This is a genomic window from Limosilactobacillus sp., from assembly GCF_051873035.1.
GTDB lineage: Bacteria > Bacillota > Bacilli > Lactobacillales > Lactobacillaceae > Limosilactobacillus.
Window position 1 is genome coordinate 18091 of record NZ_JBJEEL010000023.1, and the last position, 16879, is coordinate 34969.

At 50.5% G+C, this 16879-nt stretch carries 13 protein-coding genes and 1 other annotated feature; of the genes, 6 read left to right on the forward strand and 7 right to left on the reverse strand.

All coding sequences use genetic code 11. The features are described 5' to 3' along the window. Position 1 precedes the first annotated feature (1 nt). The 4 genes from ACI31H_RS02460 to ACI31H_RS02475 are packed head-to-tail and all read right to left on the reverse strand — an operon-like array spanning position 2 to position 3787. Positions 2–1075, reverse strand: coding sequence for an ABC transporter substrate-binding protein (locus ACI31H_RS02460; protein ID WP_439770412.1), 1074 nt, complete (start codon positions 1073–1075; stop codon positions 2–4). Continuing rightward, positions 1072–1890, reverse strand: coding sequence for an ABC transporter permease (locus tag ACI31H_RS02465; RefSeq protein WP_439770413.1), 819 nt, complete (start codon positions 1888–1890; stop codon positions 1072–1074). The genes ACI31H_RS02460 and ACI31H_RS02465 overlap by 4 nt, the downstream gene beginning before the upstream one ends. Beyond that, complete coding sequence (locus tag ACI31H_RS02470) at positions 1887–2696, reverse strand: ABC transporter permease (RefSeq protein WP_439770414.1); 810 nt, start codon at positions 2694–2696, stop codon at positions 1887–1889. Before ACI31H_RS02470 ends, ACI31H_RS02465 begins: the two co-directional genes overlap by 4 nt. After that, a complete protein-coding gene (locus ACI31H_RS02475; RefSeq protein WP_439770415.1) occupies positions 2696–3787 on the reverse strand; it encodes an ABC transporter ATP-binding protein in 1092 nt (363 codons plus the stop codon). Before ACI31H_RS02475 ends, ACI31H_RS02470 begins: the two co-directional genes overlap by 1 nt. Before the next feature lie 152 nt (positions 3788–3939). Here ACI31H_RS02475 and ACI31H_RS02480 point away from each other — a divergent pair, with 152 nt between their 5' ends. The 4 genes from ACI31H_RS02480 to ACI31H_RS02495 all read left to right on the forward strand — a co-directional run bounded on the left by ACI31H_RS02480 (position 3940) and on the right by ACI31H_RS02495 (position 10954). Next, positions 3940–6342 (forward strand): Xaa-Pro dipeptidyl-peptidase, encoded by a 2403-nt coding sequence (locus tag ACI31H_RS02480; RefSeq protein ID WP_439770416.1) that lies wholly within the window; start codon positions 3940–3942, stop codon positions 6340–6342. 91 nt (positions 6343–6433) lie between these two features. Further along, entirely contained in the window at positions 6434–7345 is a 912-nt protein-coding gene (locus tag ACI31H_RS02485; RefSeq protein ID WP_439770417.1) for a proline-specific peptidase family protein, read from the forward strand. 305 nt (positions 7346–7650) lie between these two features. After that, a complete protein-coding gene (locus ACI31H_RS02490; protein WP_439770418.1) occupies positions 7651–10326 on the forward strand; it encodes an HAD-IC family P-type ATPase in 2676 nt (891 codons plus the stop codon). Beyond that, a complete protein-coding gene (locus tag ACI31H_RS02495) occupies positions 10313–10954 on the forward strand; it encodes an HAD family hydrolase (protein WP_439770419.1) in 642 nt (213 codons plus the stop codon). Before ACI31H_RS02490 ends, ACI31H_RS02495 begins: the two co-directional genes overlap by 14 nt. Positions 10955–11103: 149 nt before the next feature. Here ACI31H_RS02495 and ACI31H_RS02500 read toward each other — a convergent pair whose 3' ends face one another. Beyond that, a complete protein-coding gene (locus ACI31H_RS02500; RefSeq protein ID WP_439770420.1) occupies positions 11104–12183 on the reverse strand; it encodes a DHHA1 domain-containing protein in 1080 nt (359 codons plus the stop codon). 144 nt (positions 12184–12327) lie between these two features. Between ACI31H_RS02500 and ACI31H_RS02505 the strand changes: the two genes are divergently transcribed. Then, positions 12328–13566 (forward strand): DUF2325 domain-containing protein, encoded by a 1239-nt coding sequence (locus tag ACI31H_RS02505; protein ID WP_439770421.1) that lies wholly within the window; start codon positions 12328–12330, stop codon positions 13564–13566. 72 nt (positions 13567–13638) lie between these two features. Next, positions 13639–13877 (forward strand) — a binding site (T-box leader). A 72-nt stretch (positions 13878–13949) separates the two neighbouring features. Continuing rightward, positions 13950–15329: a branched-chain amino acid transport system II carrier protein gene (gene brnQ, locus ACI31H_RS02510; RefSeq protein WP_439770422.1), complete on the forward strand. Its 1380-nt coding sequence runs from the start codon at positions 13950–13952 to the stop codon at positions 15327–15329. A 65-nt stretch (positions 15330–15394) separates the two neighbouring features. Here the strand turns inward: brnQ and ACI31H_RS02515 are convergent, their stop codons facing one another. Together ACI31H_RS02515 and ACI31H_RS02520 are read right to left on the reverse strand one after the other, a co-directional pair. Then, the gene (locus tag ACI31H_RS02515) at positions 15395–15988 is read right to left on the reverse strand and encodes a glycoside hydrolase family 73 protein (protein ID WP_439770423.1); all 594 of its coding nucleotides are present in this window, start codon (positions 15986–15988) and stop codon (positions 15395–15397) included. A gap of 103 nt (positions 15989–16091) precedes the next feature. Further along, a complete protein-coding gene (locus ACI31H_RS02520; RefSeq protein ID WP_439770424.1) occupies positions 16092–16871 on the reverse strand; it encodes a putative ABC transporter permease in 780 nt (259 codons plus the stop codon). Between the last annotated feature and the right edge of the window lie 8 nt (positions 16872–16879).

Here is a 16879-nt window from a genome sequence, read left to right on the forward strand (position 1 = left end):
TTTACTTAGCAAACATTTTAAATTCTAAGAAGAGGTCATTATAAACCCCCAGCGTCTTTAAAGGAAGATCACGGTAGGTTTGTAAGTGCCGCATCGTCTTGGCCGGTGGATAGAAGGCCTGGTTAGCAACCACCTTTGGCGGTAAGAGTTTCTTGGCTTCCTGGTTAGGCGTAGCGTAGCCCACATAACGGGCATTCTGGGCCGCATTTTGGGGCTTGAGCATGAAATTAATGAAGGCATAGGCGGCCGCCTTATTTTTCGCCGTCCGCGGAATCACCATGTTATCAAACCAAATATTACTACCCTCACTGGGGACCACATAGTGGAGGTGATGGTTGACACTCATCATTTCCCGGGCATCACCAGAATAGGTAACCCCAACCGCGGCCTCATCTTGTTCCATGTACATTTTCATCTCATCAGCCACGATCGCCTTGACGTTCGGTGTCAACGTCTTCAGGTGATTCTGTGCTCGCTTGAGGGTTTGGTAGTTGGTTGTGTTGACCGAATGTCCCTGGGAAATCAGGGCAATTGCAAAAACGTCCCGGGCACTATCGATTAACATTACATTATTCTTCAAACGCGGGTTCCATAACTGATTCCAGTGCTGGACATCCCGACGAGCCACCTTCTGGTCATTATATATGATTCCCAGCGTCCCCCAGAAGTAGGGTACCGAATAGCGGTTTCCCCGGTCAAAGGGCTGGTCACGAAACTGGTGGCCAATGTAGTGGAGGTTTGGTAGTCGGCGGTGGTCCAAGGGGGCCAGGAGGTGTTCCTTTTTCATCCGCTGAACCGTGTACTCACTCGGTACCACCAGGTCATAGTTGGTTCCTCCCTGGCGGATCTTAGTCAGCATTGATTCATTACTATCAAAGGTCTCATAGTCCACCTGGTAGCCCGTCTGCTTTTCAAACTTAGTGATCAGGGCTGGGTCGATATAGTCACCCCAGTTGTAGATAGTCAGCAACCGACTATCCCCCTGACCCGGATGGTGATTTAAGGCGACGTTGCCTAAAGCTAAGGCCAGGCACAGTAAGAGGATGCTGGTGATGACGGCTAACAGCTTTTTCATTGCGCATCCCCCTCCTTAACGGCAACCACCCGTTGATGCCGGCCACCGTGCTTACTGATGAGGTAGTAACCAACTACCAGGAGAAGGGAGACCACAAACATCAGCGTGGACAGGGCGTTAATTTCCAGGTTAATCCCCTGCCGAGCCCGGGAGTAAATTTCGACAGAAAGGGTGGAAAAACCATTGCCCGTCACAAAGAAGGTAACCGCAAAGTCATCCAGTGAATAGGTTAAAGCCATAAAGTAGCCAGCCCAAATTCCGGGAGTAATCGCTGGTAAGACAACCTGGGAGAGGGCCTGCCAGCGGGTTGCCCCCAGGTCATAGGCGGCATCAACCAGGGTGGGTGACAGTTCGTTAATCTTTGGTAACACCATTAACACCACAATGGGGATGCAAAAGGCAATGTGGCTCAGTAGAACCGACACAAAGCCCAGCCGAACCCCCAGCATGGTGAAGAAGATTAAAAAACTAGCCCCGATAATTACGTCAGGTGAAACCATCAAGACGTTGTTAAAGGATAACAGACTGTTACGAAGCTTACCGTGGGTATCCTTAATCGCCAGTGCCCCCAGGGTACCGATAATCGTTGCCACTAGTGAGGCCAGCAGGGCGATAATAATCGTGTTGAAGACAATCGTGATCATCCGGGTGTCGCTAAACAGGTCAGCATAGTGCCGGAAGGAGAAGCCGTGGTACTTTTCCATCGTTGTCCCCGCACTAAAGGAGAACACTACTAAGTAGACAATCGGCGCGTACAAAATGATAAAGACCAGGCCCAGGTACAGTCCTGACCAGGTCAAGTGTCGTTTTTTCACCGGGCCCGTCCCCCTTTCTGCTTCGCTTCACCAGTAATAAACATCACAATAAACATGGCAATAATCAGGATAACCCCAATCGTTGACCCCATCCCCCAGTTTTGGGTCGTCAAGAAGTGCTCCTCGATGGCGGTCCCCAGAGTAATTACCCGGTTACCACCGATTAACCTGGTAATCATAAAGAGGGATAGTGAGGGGATAAAGACAGCCTGGATCCCGGCTTTTACTCCCGGCATCGATAATGGCAAGACGACCTTGGTAAAGGTCTGCCACTGGCTAGCGCCGAGGTCCTTGCTGGCATTGATCAGCGACGGGCTAATCTCGGCGAGTGAGTTAAAGATCGGTAAGACCATAAAGGGAATCTCAATGTAGGCAGCCACAAACATAAAGCTGGCATCGGTAAAGAGCAACTGGTGACTACCCAGGCCGATAAAGCGCAGGAACTGGTTAATTGACCCCGTCCGGCTAAAGAGGCCAATAAAGGCATAGGTCTTTAAAAGGAGGTTAATCCACGTCGGCAGGATAACCAGTAACAACCAGAACTGTTTGTTAGGCAGGTGGTTTAACACGTAGGCCGTGGGGTAAGAGATTATTAACGTGACCACGGTAATTAAAAAGGCATACCAGATTGAGTTAAAGGTCATTTTTAAATAAACCCCGGATGTCAGGTAGTTCGTATAGTTTCCCAGGGTCAGCTGACCATTAATGTTAAAAAAGGACTGGTAAAAGATTAGGACCAGGGGGGCAATAACAAAGAGGACGATCCAGAGTGCGTACGGAATAATGAAAAGTGTCTTTTGTCGCATTAATCGTCCTCCTCATAGCTATCCAAGCGGGCATCAAAGTCCGCCTGACTTTCGTTGTAGCGCATGATGTGGATATCCTCAGGGTCAAAACTGATCCCTACCTGTGCGCCAACCCTTGTTTTGTGAATGGAGTTGATCTTCCAGGTATGACCACGGACGTCATGCACCGTAATTTGGTAGTCGACCCCCCGGAAAAGCTGGGTGTCCACCGTCCCGACTAATTGCCCCTTTTCTACCCGTGTGATATCAAGGTCTTCTGGACGAATAACGACCTCGACTCTTTCGTTCGGCCGCATCCCGGCATCCACACATTCAAAGTCTTGACCATTAATTGTCACCAGGTAATCGGCCTTCATGACGCCAGGGACGATATTGCTTTCGCCAATAAAGTCGGCAACGAAGTGGTTTAAGGGCTCATCATAAATGTCAACCGGTGTCCCACTCTGCTGGATCGTTCCGTCGTTAATGATCATAATCTGGTCACTCATCGCCAGGGCCTCTTCCTGGTCGTGGGTAACAAAGATGAAGGTAATCCCTAACTGCCGCTGCAGCTGGCGCAATTCTGTCTGCATCTGCACCCGTAGCTTGTGGTCCAATGCGGAAAGAGCCTCATCTAAAAGGAGGACCTTGGGCTCGTTAACAATGGCCCGGGCGATGGCTACCCGTTGCCGCTGGCCACCAGACATGGCGGTAATTTCACGATCACCATAGCCCTCTAGCTGCACTAGCTGCAATGCTTCTGTAACCTTCTTCTTAATAACCGCCTTTTTAAGTCCCTTGATCTGGAGACCAAAAGCCACATTTTCGGCAACGTTCATATGGGGAAAGAGGGCGTAGTCTTGGAAAACCGTATTGACCTGGCGTTGGTTGGCCGGGACATCGTTGATCCGGTGGCCAGCAAAGAGGATGTCACCACTCGTCGGCTGGTCAAAACCGGCGACTAAGCGTAAGATGGTCGTCTTCCCCGAACCGGATGGCCCCAGCAAGGTATAAAACTTACCGGCTTCAATTTCAAAGTTAATGTCTTTTAGCACCACGTTATCCCCAAATTCCTTACTAACGTGGTGAAATTCCATAATTTTGTTTGTCATTGTCATCCCTCACAACCTGAATTCCGTAAAGCATGTCAATTATACCGTTTCTTAAGAAAAAAGTCGGCCCTAAAAACGGGAAAATCCCCAAAAGCATTTGGCAGAGTGCGATAATGAAGATGACGAAAATTTAGAATAGTGAGGTGTGTCCAATGAAGATTAACCAATTTAGTATTGTTAATGTAAGCCCGCGCCAACAACGGGCCGAGTTAACGACACTGCGTTTGCTCAAGGACGAGACGGAGAGCCAACTCGCGCCGACCGCCCTGTTTGAAACTTTACTAACCCGGACCCACTTGGGTGTTAACAGCCCACTAACCACCAAGGAGTGGTTACACGACCTGTTAGCCACCCCTGACCAGGCCCTCGATGATTGGTTAGCTGCCAACAACAAACTGACCACGGCGGTCTTCTACCGGATTGCCTTGCAGCTGCTAGAATTTGAACCAGAAATCGACTTCGCACTTGAGCATCCCCTAGAAGCTTGGCGAAAGTTCCACTTAACAATGGTTGATACGGATGAATGGACTGCGGAAACGGTTATTAAGGCCTTTTACCTTCTTCTTAGTACCCGGGGTAAAAATGGTCAGTCCTGGCTTGACCTCTTGACGGCCCACGGTTTCTTAAGCTGGACCTATCAACTACCAGCAGCAGAAAAACCGCTCCTCTTTAACGGCAAACCAGTAGCCTGCTATGACCCCCATGACTTTATTCGGGAGGTTGTCTACGTTGAGACTGATCTCGACACGGACTTCGATGGTCAGGCCGACCTGGTCAAGGTGGAAATCATGCGGCCCCGGGAATCAAACCTCAAGAAAGTCCCCGCCCTCTTCACTGCTAGTCCTTATAACCAGGGAACTAACGACGAATGGGGTGTCAAAGCGACCCATGATGTCAACCGTCCCCTGACCCACAAGACCGCTGAAGGGGTTGCTCCGGCCGAAGAACATTTCCCCACTGACTTTGCCTACCAAGAGGTCAAGGGAACTGCCCAACACGCTACCGAAACGTTCTCTTCTACCCCGGCCTACACCCTTAATAGCTACCTGGCCGTCCGTGGTTACGCCGTCGTCTATGCCTCCGGAATTGGTACTAAGGACTCCGATGGTTTTCAAACCTGTGGCTCACCAGAACAGACTGCCTCAATGAAGGCCGTCGTGGAATGGCTGCATGGTGACCGCCGGGCCTTCACTGACCGCCACAGTGGCTATACCATCGCTGCTGATTGGTGTAACGGCAACGTTGCAATGACGGGACGGTCCTACCTTGGTACCCTAGCCACTGCCGTCGCCACTACCGGAGTGCCCGGCTTAAAGGCAATTATTTCTGAAGCCGCCATTTCGAGCTGGTATGACTACTACCGGGAAAACGGATTGGTCCGGGCTGCCGGTGGTTTCCAGGGTGAGGATGCTGACACCTTGGCAGATGAAACCTTTAGCCGTACCAAGCGGCCGGCCGACTTCCACCGGGTTAAAGGCCGTTACCTCCAGTATGTCGACCAAATGGCTCAAGCAATGGACCGGCAAACGGGAAATTACAACGACTTTTGGGCCGCCCGTAACTACCGCCCACAAATCGCCAATATTAAGGCCGCGGTAATGATGGTCCACGGTTTAAACGATAATAACGTCGAACCAAGTAACGTTAAGGCCCTCGCGGATAAGCTTGCCCAACTACCGGTTACTAGTAAACTGATTCTTCACCAGGGGCAGCATATCTATATCAACGCCTTCCAATCACTGGACTTTTCCGAAATGGTCAACCTCTGGCTAGCCAACAAACTCTGGGGAGTCGATAACCACGCCGACGAAATCTTACCGGACGTCCTAGTGCAATCGAACCTGACACCCGAAACCTGGGAAAGCTACGACCAGTGGACAGCTGGTAAGGAAACTACCTACTACCTGAAGGACAACCAGCTGACGACAACCGCCAGTTCAACTGCCGATCTCCAGACCTTTAACGACCAGCAGACCCCTGCTGATTATGCTGCCTGGTGTAAGGCCCCCGCTAAGTGGCAGGCGGCCCTTTACAAGGATGACGGTCGCTTCAGCCGGCACTTTATTAGTGCACCATTGACCACCGACGAGTTACTCCGGGGAACACCACGCTTAACGGTCCAGGTTTCTAGCTCAACCGACCACGGACTGTTAAGTGCCGAATTGATTGACCGCGGCACCGCCAAGCGGCTAACCACATCCCCAGTTATTATGAACCGGGGCGGCCTACCATTGGGCTACCACTGGCAAGCAGACGACTTGCGCGAATTCCGTTTGCAAAAGGAAGCAACTGATTACAAGGTTATTAGCCACGGTCACATCAACCTGCAAAACCGGCACAACGCCCGGCAAGTTGACGACCTCTTCACCGACCAACTGGTTACCGTCAGTTTTGATCTCCAGCCCCTCTTCCATCACTTGGCGGCTGGTCACCAACTGGAGCTGGTTATTTACGCAACGGACTATGAGTTCACGCTCCGTGGTAACGAAAATATCAGCTACCGGCTCCCCGTTCAAAACGCCCGGCTAACCATTCCCGGCGTCCAACAGCTGTGATTGACGGACCGTTCTCTTCGCTTTTATGCTTGATTTGCGGTAAAATGAATTTTATTCGCTTATTTAGTTACATAAAAGGAGAGAATGAGAAATGGAAACTGGTACTAAGATTATCACGCTTGATAACGGCTACCACCTCTGGACAAATACCCAGGGTGAAGGTGATATCCACCTGTTAGCCCTCCACGGTGGCCCTGGTGGCAGTCACGAATACTGGGAAGATACCGCTGACCAGTTGAAAAAGCAAGGCTTAAACGTCCAAGTTACGATGTACGACCAACTGGGCTCCCTCTACTCTGACCAACCGAATTACGATGACCCAGCCATCGCTAAGAAGTACCTCACTTACGACTACTTTTTAAACGAGGTCGATGAAGTGCGGCAAAAGCTGGGCTTGGATAATTTCTACCTAATCGGGCAAAGCTGGGGTGGCCTGCTGGTCCAAGAGTACGCCGTAAAATACGGTCAACACTTGAAGGGGGCCATCATCTCCTCCATGGTTGATGAAATTGACGAGTACGTTGAACACGTCAACGCCCTCCGTGAAAAGACCCTTCCGGCAGATGCCGTCGCCTTCATGAAGGACTGTGAGGACCGGGACGACTACAGCAATCCAAAGTACCAAGAATACGTTCAGGTCATGAACGAACAATACGTGGATCGTAAGCAGCCTTCTAAGCTCTACCACATTAAGAACCTCGGTGGGGACGCCGTTTATCACGTCTTCCAAGGGGATAACGAATTCGTAATCACCGGTAAGCTTAAGGACTGGCACTTCCGTAACCAACTTAAGAACATTAAAGTGCCAACCCTATTAACCTTTGGTGAACACGAAACCATGCCACTAGCTACTGCCAAGACGATGGATAGTTTAATTCCAAATTCACAATTAGTTACCACGCCGAATGGTGGTCACCACCACATGGTTGATAACCCCGACGTCTACTACAAGCACCTGGCTGATTTCATTCGTTCAGTAGAAGACGGTACGTTTAATAAGTAATCCTGTTATACGCAATAACGTAGTACCCAAATGGCGCCAAGCATTCGGACAATTCCGAACGCTTGACGCCTATTTGTGTTCACGGGGGTAAATTACCAAGCCGCCAATAATTTGCCACACTTTCCCCCGAATATTATAAAAAAATCTTAATCCGGCCAAGCGGGCGGTCTTAATATGGTAGGATATTATTAGTAAGTACGACTAGACAGGAGGGAATCACCGCATAAACAATAAGGCCACACTCACCGCCTGCCGTTAACCGGCTGCCGTAATGTTGCTTTACTAACTATTGAGGGATTTAATAAATGAAAAAAGCTTACCAATTAACCGTTGCCGAATTAAAACAGCATAATCACTTAACAGAATTGACCACCGGGCTCACCAGCCAAGCCGCACAACAGCGACTAGCTACGGACGGAAAGAACGTTTTGGAGGTTAAACCCACTCCTAAGTGGAAAATTTTCCTGCGTCAATTTAATAATATCGTCATCTATATACTGCTGGTTGCGGCCCTTTTGACGGTCCTGATCGGGCACTATACAGATGCCATCGTGATCATGGCTGTAGTAATCCTAAATTCGCTCATCGGTTACTTTCAAGAAACCAGCGCCGCCAATGCGCTTGCCAAGATTCAAGAAATGATGGCCCAGCATGCCACCGTCTACCGTGACGGTCAACGCCAGGACATTAATGCGGCCGACCTGGTTGTCGGCGACGTCGTCTTCTTGGAAGCCGGGGATAACGTTCCCGCCGACCTGCGGATTGTTTCCGCTGAGAACCTGCGGATTGAAGAATCGGCCCTAACCGGGGAAACCAATTCAGTCATCAAGACTGATGAGGCCCTGACCGATGATGACGTTCCGTTGGCTGACCGGGTTAACATGGCCTATTCTTCGACCTCTGTAACCAGCGGAAGCGGTCTAGGAATCGTCGTGGCGACCGGTGAAGACACGGAAATCGGTAAAATCTCGCAAGAGGTCGCCCAGATAAAGCCGAAGAAGACGCGGCTGACTAAGGAGATTGACCACGTGGGTGCCGTCGTTTCTTACATTACCATTGGCGGTTCCGTGATTATCTTTATCGTCGGTTTCTTCTTACAAATTTACTCACTACCTGCACTGGCACTGGCCGTAGTGGCCATGCTGGTCGGTTCCATTCCCGAAGGGCTGCCCGCTACCACGTCGGTCATCCTCGCCTTCGGGGTTTCCAAGATGGCCAAGCGTTACCAAACCATTATTAAGTCCATGCCGGCCGTCGAAACCCTTGGTTCAGTTGATGTTATTGCAACTGATAAGACGGGGACCCTAACTAAAAATGAGATGACGGCTATCGAACTATGGTCCGGTGACCGGCACTACACCGTTACTGGGACCGGTTATGCACCAACTGGTCAAATTTTGACCAATGATCAACCCGCTAGCCTCGACAAGCAGTTAAAACTCCTGTTGGAGGCGGGCTTCCAGGCTAACGATACCGTCCTTACCCAGGAAGGTGACCAGTGGGTGATCAATGGTGAACCGACCGACGGGGCCTTCTTAACCCTATACCAGAAGGCACTAGGCGTGGACTACCACTCCACTTATGAACCATTGGACCTCCTTCCCTTTGACTCGGACTACCGTTACATCGCGGAGTTAACTAAGAACACCGCCGACAACCAGCAGGTGATCTTTGTGAAGGGGTCGCCCGACAAACTCTTTGAAATGGCTGCCCAGGCTGATCCGGACTTTGACCATGCTAAGTGGCAAAAGCGGGTCAATGATTGGTCACGAGAAGGTAAACGGGTCATTGCCCTCGGCTACCAACCAGTCGCAGGCGAAAACCTCCTCGAAGTAGAGCATGAACACCTCTACCAGGGAATTCACCTGCTCGGTCTGGCCGCCCTCCAGGATGCCCCCCGGGAAGAAGTTATCGCCGCCCTGAAGACGATGAACCAGGCTGGTGTTGCGGTTAAAATGATTACGGGGGATGACCCCCAAACTGCCCGGGCAATCGGCCAACAACTGGGACTCGCTCCTGGTGAGATTCACGCCATTACCGGGGCGGAGTGGGATAAGCTCTCCGCGGACGAACAAGCCGCAGCTGCTAAGAACAACCAGGTCTTTGCACGGACGACACCCCAAAATAAGCTGGAAATCGTTAACGCCCTGCAACGCGACCAGCTGGTTACCGCCATGGTTGGTGACGGGGTCAACGATGCCCCGGCCCTTAAGCAGGCTGATATTGGGGTCGCCATGGGGATTAAGGGAACCGATGTAGCCAAGGATGCGGCCGATATGATCCTCGGGGATGATAACTTTGCTACCATGGCAGCGGTTATCAAAGAAGGTCGCCGGATCTACGATAACATTAGAAAAAGTATCCTCTTCTTGTTACCGACCTCCTTTGCCGAAGGACTCGTGGTCGCCTTCTCCATCTTAACCGCCCAGCAGGTTCCCCTGCAGCCGGTTCAACTGCTGTGGATTAACCTGGTAGCGGCCATCACCATCCAGTTTGCCTTTGTCTTTGAAAAGGCCGAACCGGGATTGATGCAGCGAACACCACGTCCCGTTTCCGCCCGTCTGATGAAGCGTCATGACCTGATCCAAATGGGGTACGTTGCCGCCCTAATGGCGATCTTTGCCCTGGTTTCCTACGATTGGTTTACCGGCCACGGTTCGAGTCGGCTCAACGCCACAACGATGATGATCAACGTGATCGTCATCAGCAAACTCTTCTACTTCTTCAGTATCCGGTCTGACCGTTATGCTCTTGGCCAGGTTAAGAATATTACCGGGAAGGCCTGGGGAGTTATCGGGGTTATGCTGGCCTTCCAATTACTGCTTACCTACGTACCATTTATGCAGGCGGCCTTCCACGTAACGGGCATTAGTATCACTGAATGGCTCGCTGTCATCGTCTTCTCGGCGCTTATCATGTTAGTTGCTGAATTTGATAAATGGATTCAGCACAGAAAGGAAAAACAAAATGTCGCAGATTAATACTTTTATCTTCGATATTGATGGTACCCTAATCGATACCTTCGATATGTACATGCCCGCAATGATTGAAACACTCCGTAAGCACGGCTACCACGTGGCCCCCAAAGATGAGGCGGCAACCATGAAACGCCTCTTTGGGATTACCGGGGCAGATGCCCTCAAGCTCTTTGGTGTGCGGCCCGCTGAAATTACGCCAATCCAGAAAGAATGGTTCAACCTGTCTTACCAACGTGAAGACCGGGTGAAGATCCTCAAACACATCCCCGAGGCACTGACTGAACTGGCAGCGGTTAAGGGTAATCGTTTAGGTGTCGCCACCTCGAAATTGCGTTCCGAGTATGATCACTTTGCTAGCCGGTACTCATTTTCCAAACTATTTGATGCGGCTATCACCTCATCGGACACGAGCAAGCATAAGCCGGCTCCCGAACCCATTTTAGCGGCCGTAGAAAGGCTGGGGAGTACCCCTGAACGGTCCGTTTACGTTGGTGACACGATCAATGACCTCCGGGCTGCCCAAGCGGCTGGCACCAAGTTTGCCGGGGCCCTGTACGGGTCGGCCAATCCTGACGAAATCAAAGATGCTGACTACCCACTAACTAGTCCCATGGACCTTCTAAAAATCTAACTTAAGTAAACGGCCGGGCTGTGACTTAACCCTATTATATAAATCCAAAGTCAACAGCACGGTACACAAATAGGCCTCAAGCATTCGGAAAAGCCCGAACGTTTGAGGCCTATTTATACTTGCGGGGAGTTCTCACCCCCCTTTAATTATTATTTCTTTTTAAACAGCGCGGCCATCTTGGCAGCCACTTCCGGGTCAAGGTTATCGGCCAGGGTACTTTCGGTCGATTGCTGTTCACTGGCCTGGTTTTTAATCGTTTGCGCAAGGTCATCGGCCACCGCCTGTTCACCAACCTGGATTGGGTTAACCGCCAGGCGACCACCAGCGGCATCGGCGTGACCCCCGCCACCAAAGTACTTCTCAGCAAACTTCGCCACGTCCAGCTTACCATTACTCCGCAGTGAGACACTAACGGGGCTAATTACCAGGGCTGCGTCTACTTCCGGATTTTGCTCCAACAGCTCATGGGCAATTTCAGACTTGTAGTCACTGGCATACACGATCCCAAACTGGTGACCGTCGAGCTTGGTCTTCAAGACATCTTTAAGGTGGCTCTTAAGGTACTTCGCCCTGCGTTCATTCAGCGTTTTAATCAGGAGTTTATTAGCATCCCGGTATTTTGCCCAGCCGGCTTTAAAGACATCGAGCATGAAGGTTGCCGAATCCTGGAGGGGGTAGAACCAAAACAGCTGGTCGAGGTCATCGGCCGCGGTTCGTTCCGTGTCCGCCATATCAGGATCATTTTGCCAGTCCCAGGTATCATAGGCCCGGATCAATTCAACCAAGTAAGCCAGCTCTTGCCGCCGCTCTTCCGGTAGGTCATTAAAGTGGGGCTGCTGAGTTAACCAGTCCCAAACCAGGCTTGCCGCACTCGGGTTAACCTGTGGGTTGGCCGGCTGGACCGAATTAGCAGCGTACTTTTGCCGCAGTCCCTCTTCACTTTCGTGGTGGTCAAAGACTAGCCAATGGTTGGCGAAGTTGGCATTTAACTGCTGGAAAGTATATTCACTATCCGGTGTCATGTCCATAATATAAACATCAGTGAAGCGGTTAGCCTCCGGTGTCTTTAACCAACGGGCAAAGGTCTCATCAATACGACCAGCGCCACAATTAGTCATATCAAATTCAGCGTCGGCAAACATGGTGGGTTGAACTGCCGTTAATAACATCGGGGCCCCAAACCCATCTAAATCATTGTGCGAAAAAAGTTTAATTAACCGTTTAACCATCTTTAATGACCACCTTATCTCTTTAATATCTATTATTATACCGTTTTTTCACCCTTCACCAAGTATCAACGTTGCGTTTAACCTGACAGCGCCACTTTAACTTGGTATCATTGAAGCAATGAGTCTAAGAAAGGAACATGCCAAATGAAAATTTATGACTACCGGCAGGAATTAATCGACCTCCTGCAAAATACCAGCAGTGATCCCCAAAGTCTGCTTCAAACCCAACGTAGTCTGACCACTATTCTAAATATTTTAAACCACTATGTCGAAACGGATACTAAGCCAGCGACCCCAGTAAACAAGGAGCACCGTTTCCACCAACGCCCGCTTGCCCGTACCCAGGAGCTACCAACCGAAGCTAAAAAGCAGCTTCGTTCCCTCCTGACGGGACCGGCAACAAGCAAGGAGCCAACCCGGCCGGCATTATCCCCCCGCGGTCCGGTCGAAAGTCAGGCCCCGAAGGAAATCACCCCGGAGGAGCGTCTCGCCGCCGATAACCGCTACCTCGTCCACCGTAAGCTTTCGGGTGCCGAGATTAACCACCATTACTACTCCGAGGCGATCCTCCACCACCTTCCCTTCCCGGTTGAAGATGGCGACGTCGTAGAACTAGACTATGATCAAAAAGTACGTGGTCTCCCCGCCATCCGCCGGGTCACCAGTGACCACCTTCCGGACTACGAACCGGATAAGATCGCGGTCCTAGAATACGCCCAACTAACGGCGGTTCCCGGTTCTGACGTCTTGCAAATCAGCAGCACCCTGAAGAAGAACTCCATTCTTGACCAGGCCCCTGAAAACACGGTCGTCGTAGATCCCTTTAAGTACCCGGGCCGCAACCTTAAGGCCGGAATGGTAATTGACTTTGCCTACTACGACCGGGGCAACGGGCTGAAAGACGCAGCTGATGGTTCTATTCGGTGGATTCATGAAAAGACTGACTATGACACCACCAAGCAGGCCCCGAAGCCAAAGAAGGTTAAGACCGTTTCCCATCCACGGCACGATTACGAAAAGAAGCTCGACTATGACCTTAAGCAACGGACGGTACTTGTAATCACTGGTATCCGGGATAAGGTCCAGGGACTTAAGCCGGTTATTACTAAACACCACGGTGTCTTCCATGGTCTCGATGCTTCAGCCGAAGAAAAGGTTTCTTCGAGTACCCTCAAGCGGGAAATTAGAAATGCGGACTTCGTCGTCGTCTGCATCGACGCAATTCACCACCGGATTAGCCAGTTAGCCAACCACCACGCTAAACGTTATGACAAGCCACTGGCAATTGCTAACGTAACCTCCAATACCGCGGTTGAACGGGCAATTGGCCGGGCACTGAACGGTGATCCCGCCTACGCTAGTGCTAGTGAAGAAATCAATTAATTCCTAATTGGCCAAATTAACTGTTGACTTTTATGAGATTTTAATTAGAATAATAAACAACAATTTAATTATTCGATCGCAATGAGAAAGAAGAGTAATCCCACCAGCAACTACAGCGAGTCTCGTGAGGTGTAAGGAGATAGTTAAACAGCGGGGTGAAAATCACTTTCGAGTCCTAATCTTAAAATCCAGTAAGATTAGGTGGTAGCACCCATTATCGTGTCAGCGTATCGCTAGTTAGCCGTACGTGAAGAGTCCGCTAAAATAGCAGGCTAAAAGATAGGGTGGTACCACGCTCAAGCGTCCCTTAACCAATGTCAGTTGGTTAAGGGACTTTTTTATTGGGGTCAAAGTAATTATTAGCATTCTAGGAGGGATTTCTTATGCGTGATTTAACATCACCTAAGCTTTCATTCAAGCAGTACTTAGTCGTAGCCTCGCTACTATTCGGCCTCTTTTTTGGTGCCGGGAACTTAATTTTCCCGCTTCACCTAGGCCAACTGGCCGGTGCGAATTGGGCCCCCGCCGCCCTTGGTTTTCTCGTTACCGGGGTTTTACTACCACTGCTGTCCGTTCTTGCAGTCGCAGTTACCCGGGCTGAGGGGGTTTACGACATCGGTCGCCCACTCGGTGCCGTCTTTGCCCTCGTCTTCATGGTCCTTATTCACGCTACCATCGGGCCGTTGTTTGGTACGCCACGAACCGCGACCGTTTCCTTTACCGTTGGGGTAGCACCGTTTCTTCCTAAGGCCGCTCAGGGTTGGGCATTATTGCTCTTTTCAGCACTCTTCTTTTTAGCCGCCTTCGCCTTTTCTTACCGGGAAAACGACATTCTGGCAAATGTCGGTAAGGTCTTGAATCCCGTTTTCTTAGCACTTCTCTTCCTCGTCTTCGTAGTTGCCTTTGCACGGCCACTGGGTAACCCGGCCACGGCACCCGTTACGAGTGCATATGTCCATGGGCCCGTAACCAATGGTTTCCTAGAAGGCTACAACACCATGGATGCCCTTGCCGGACTAGCCTTTGGGGTTACCGTGGTCACCGCGGTTCGCTCAATGGGGCAGCGGCGGGCCAAGGACGTTTCTAAGGTCGTTGCTAAGTCCGGTGTCCTCGCCGTTAGTGGGATCGGGCTGATCTACCTACTCCTGATCTTAATGGGCGCCATGTCACTCGGCCGCTTTAAGGTTTCCGCCGATGGTGGTGTCGCTTTCAACCAACTGGTTAACGCCTATGCTGGTGCCTTTGGGCAGGTTCTCCTGGCCTTCCTGTTAACCGTAACCTGCTTGACAACCGCCGTTGGTTTAGTAGCCGCCTTTGCCCAGGACTTCCATAAGCACTTCCCAAAGGTGAGTTACCACACCTGGTTAGCACTTAGCTGCCTGGCCTCGTTTTTGACCGCTAACTTTGGCCTGGACCAAATCATCGCCTGGTCAACCCCTATGCTGATGTTCCTTTACCCGCTGGCAATGGTCCTTATCCTCTTGTCAGTTGCTTCACCACTGTTTAACCGCGATGGCGTAGTTTACTTCTTCGTAGTCCTCTTTACCGTCGTTCCGGCCCTTGGTGATATGGTAGTCGCCTTCCCCGCCGTTGTCAGTGCTAGTCACTTTGGACAGGCTGTTGCCAGCTGGCGAAGTGCCCTCCCATTGGCTAGCATGGGGCTGTCATGGTTGGTACCCGCATTAGTTGGCCTGGTGGTTGGTCTATTATTCCACCACTTCCGTCGGCAACGCGTCACCGGAAACGAAACTGAATTGAATTAAAAATAAAGGGTGGACCGGAAAATATTATTTTCCTCGTCCACCTTTATTACATAAGTGAAAAGATTTTAGTGGTCATACTGGCTCAAATTATACTTTCTAATCGCATAGATCAACTTGCTAGCGTAGTTCGGGTCCGTTGCATAGCCACCCTGTTGTAAGGCTAGGGCCGCCTGCCGGTAATTTTGTGCCGTGGTAACCGCCTTAAAACGGTCATGGTTATCGGCTGTCCCATTAACGATTAATAGGGTGTGCGCCCGAATTGAGTCTGCCCAGCTATCATAGGTCTGGAAGTATTGCTTAACTTGAATATCTTTCCCGTTCACGTTTTCCGTGGTGTACATCCGAACGCGGTTTTGCTTTGAATTGGCCTTAATTCCAAAGAGGTTGTTGTATTTAGCAGCTAATCGACTCCGTCCCCAGTTAGATTCAAGGCCCGCTTGCGCAATTGTGATGCTAGCTGGGACATGGTACCGCTTTTGCTCCTGACGGGCCGCCGGAGCAACCTGTTTAATAAACTGCGTGGTGGTAATGTCCGTTGAGTGTTGTTCTGGTGTGGCGGATCGCCGGTGCTGGTAGTTAATCACCAGGCCCGTAATGATCCCTACTAATGCGAGAACGGCAACCACAATGATTACGATATTTTGCTTCTTGGTTTTCATACTGGGCCTCCTCCCTTATCAATTGCATCCCATTATAAAAAAAGATCAGGTAAACTACAGTCAATTTACCTGATCTTTAACTTTTTTTTGCTAAATATTCAAACTATTTTTTTAACAGGTCCTGCTTAACCTGATTAAAGCGTTTGGCATCGAGCACCTTCATCCGCGGGAAACTCTTAATTAACCGCCGCTCGTTCCAGTTCAGGCGACGACTAGAACCTTCCTCCAAGCGGTCAATAAAGGACTGGCGCCAATCGGCCAATTGCTGTCTCCGCAACGCTCGTTCTTCCGGTTCCGACGCTGCTTGCAGCCGTTGCCGTAGTCGTTCCTGGAAGGCATTAATTCGTTGATCCCACTGCTTGGTCGTCATGTGGAAATGTCTGATGCTGAAGACCGTCATTACCGTATCGGTCCCCATACCAACAGTAATAAAGAGGGCTAAGAAGCCGTGCGTCCACATCTCTTCCCAGTTAATAACTTCCTGGACAAAGGGCTGAATAAAGTGAACCAGCAACACGACGCCAATCCCCCAAAAGAGTGAGATGGCCGGTGCAATTCGCCCCTGGAGATTTCCCCACAGCTGGGAATAATCCCAAAGTTTCATGTGAAACACCTTTTCCAAAAAGAGACTGGCAAAATACTCAAAGAGACTAGCCACGATCATCCCCACCACAAACAACCAAAACAGGTTATTGCGCACCCGATAAGTAGTTACCAGGATTGTCGTAATGGCAAAACCATAGACTGGACAATAGGGCCCAAATAAAAAGCCCCGGTAGGCATAGTGGTGGTCTTTGATTGAACAGTAGACCGTTTCCCATAACCAGCCAATCACTGAATAGGTAAAGAAGAAGACCACTAGCTCCGAGATCGTGTACGGCATTGTTCCCG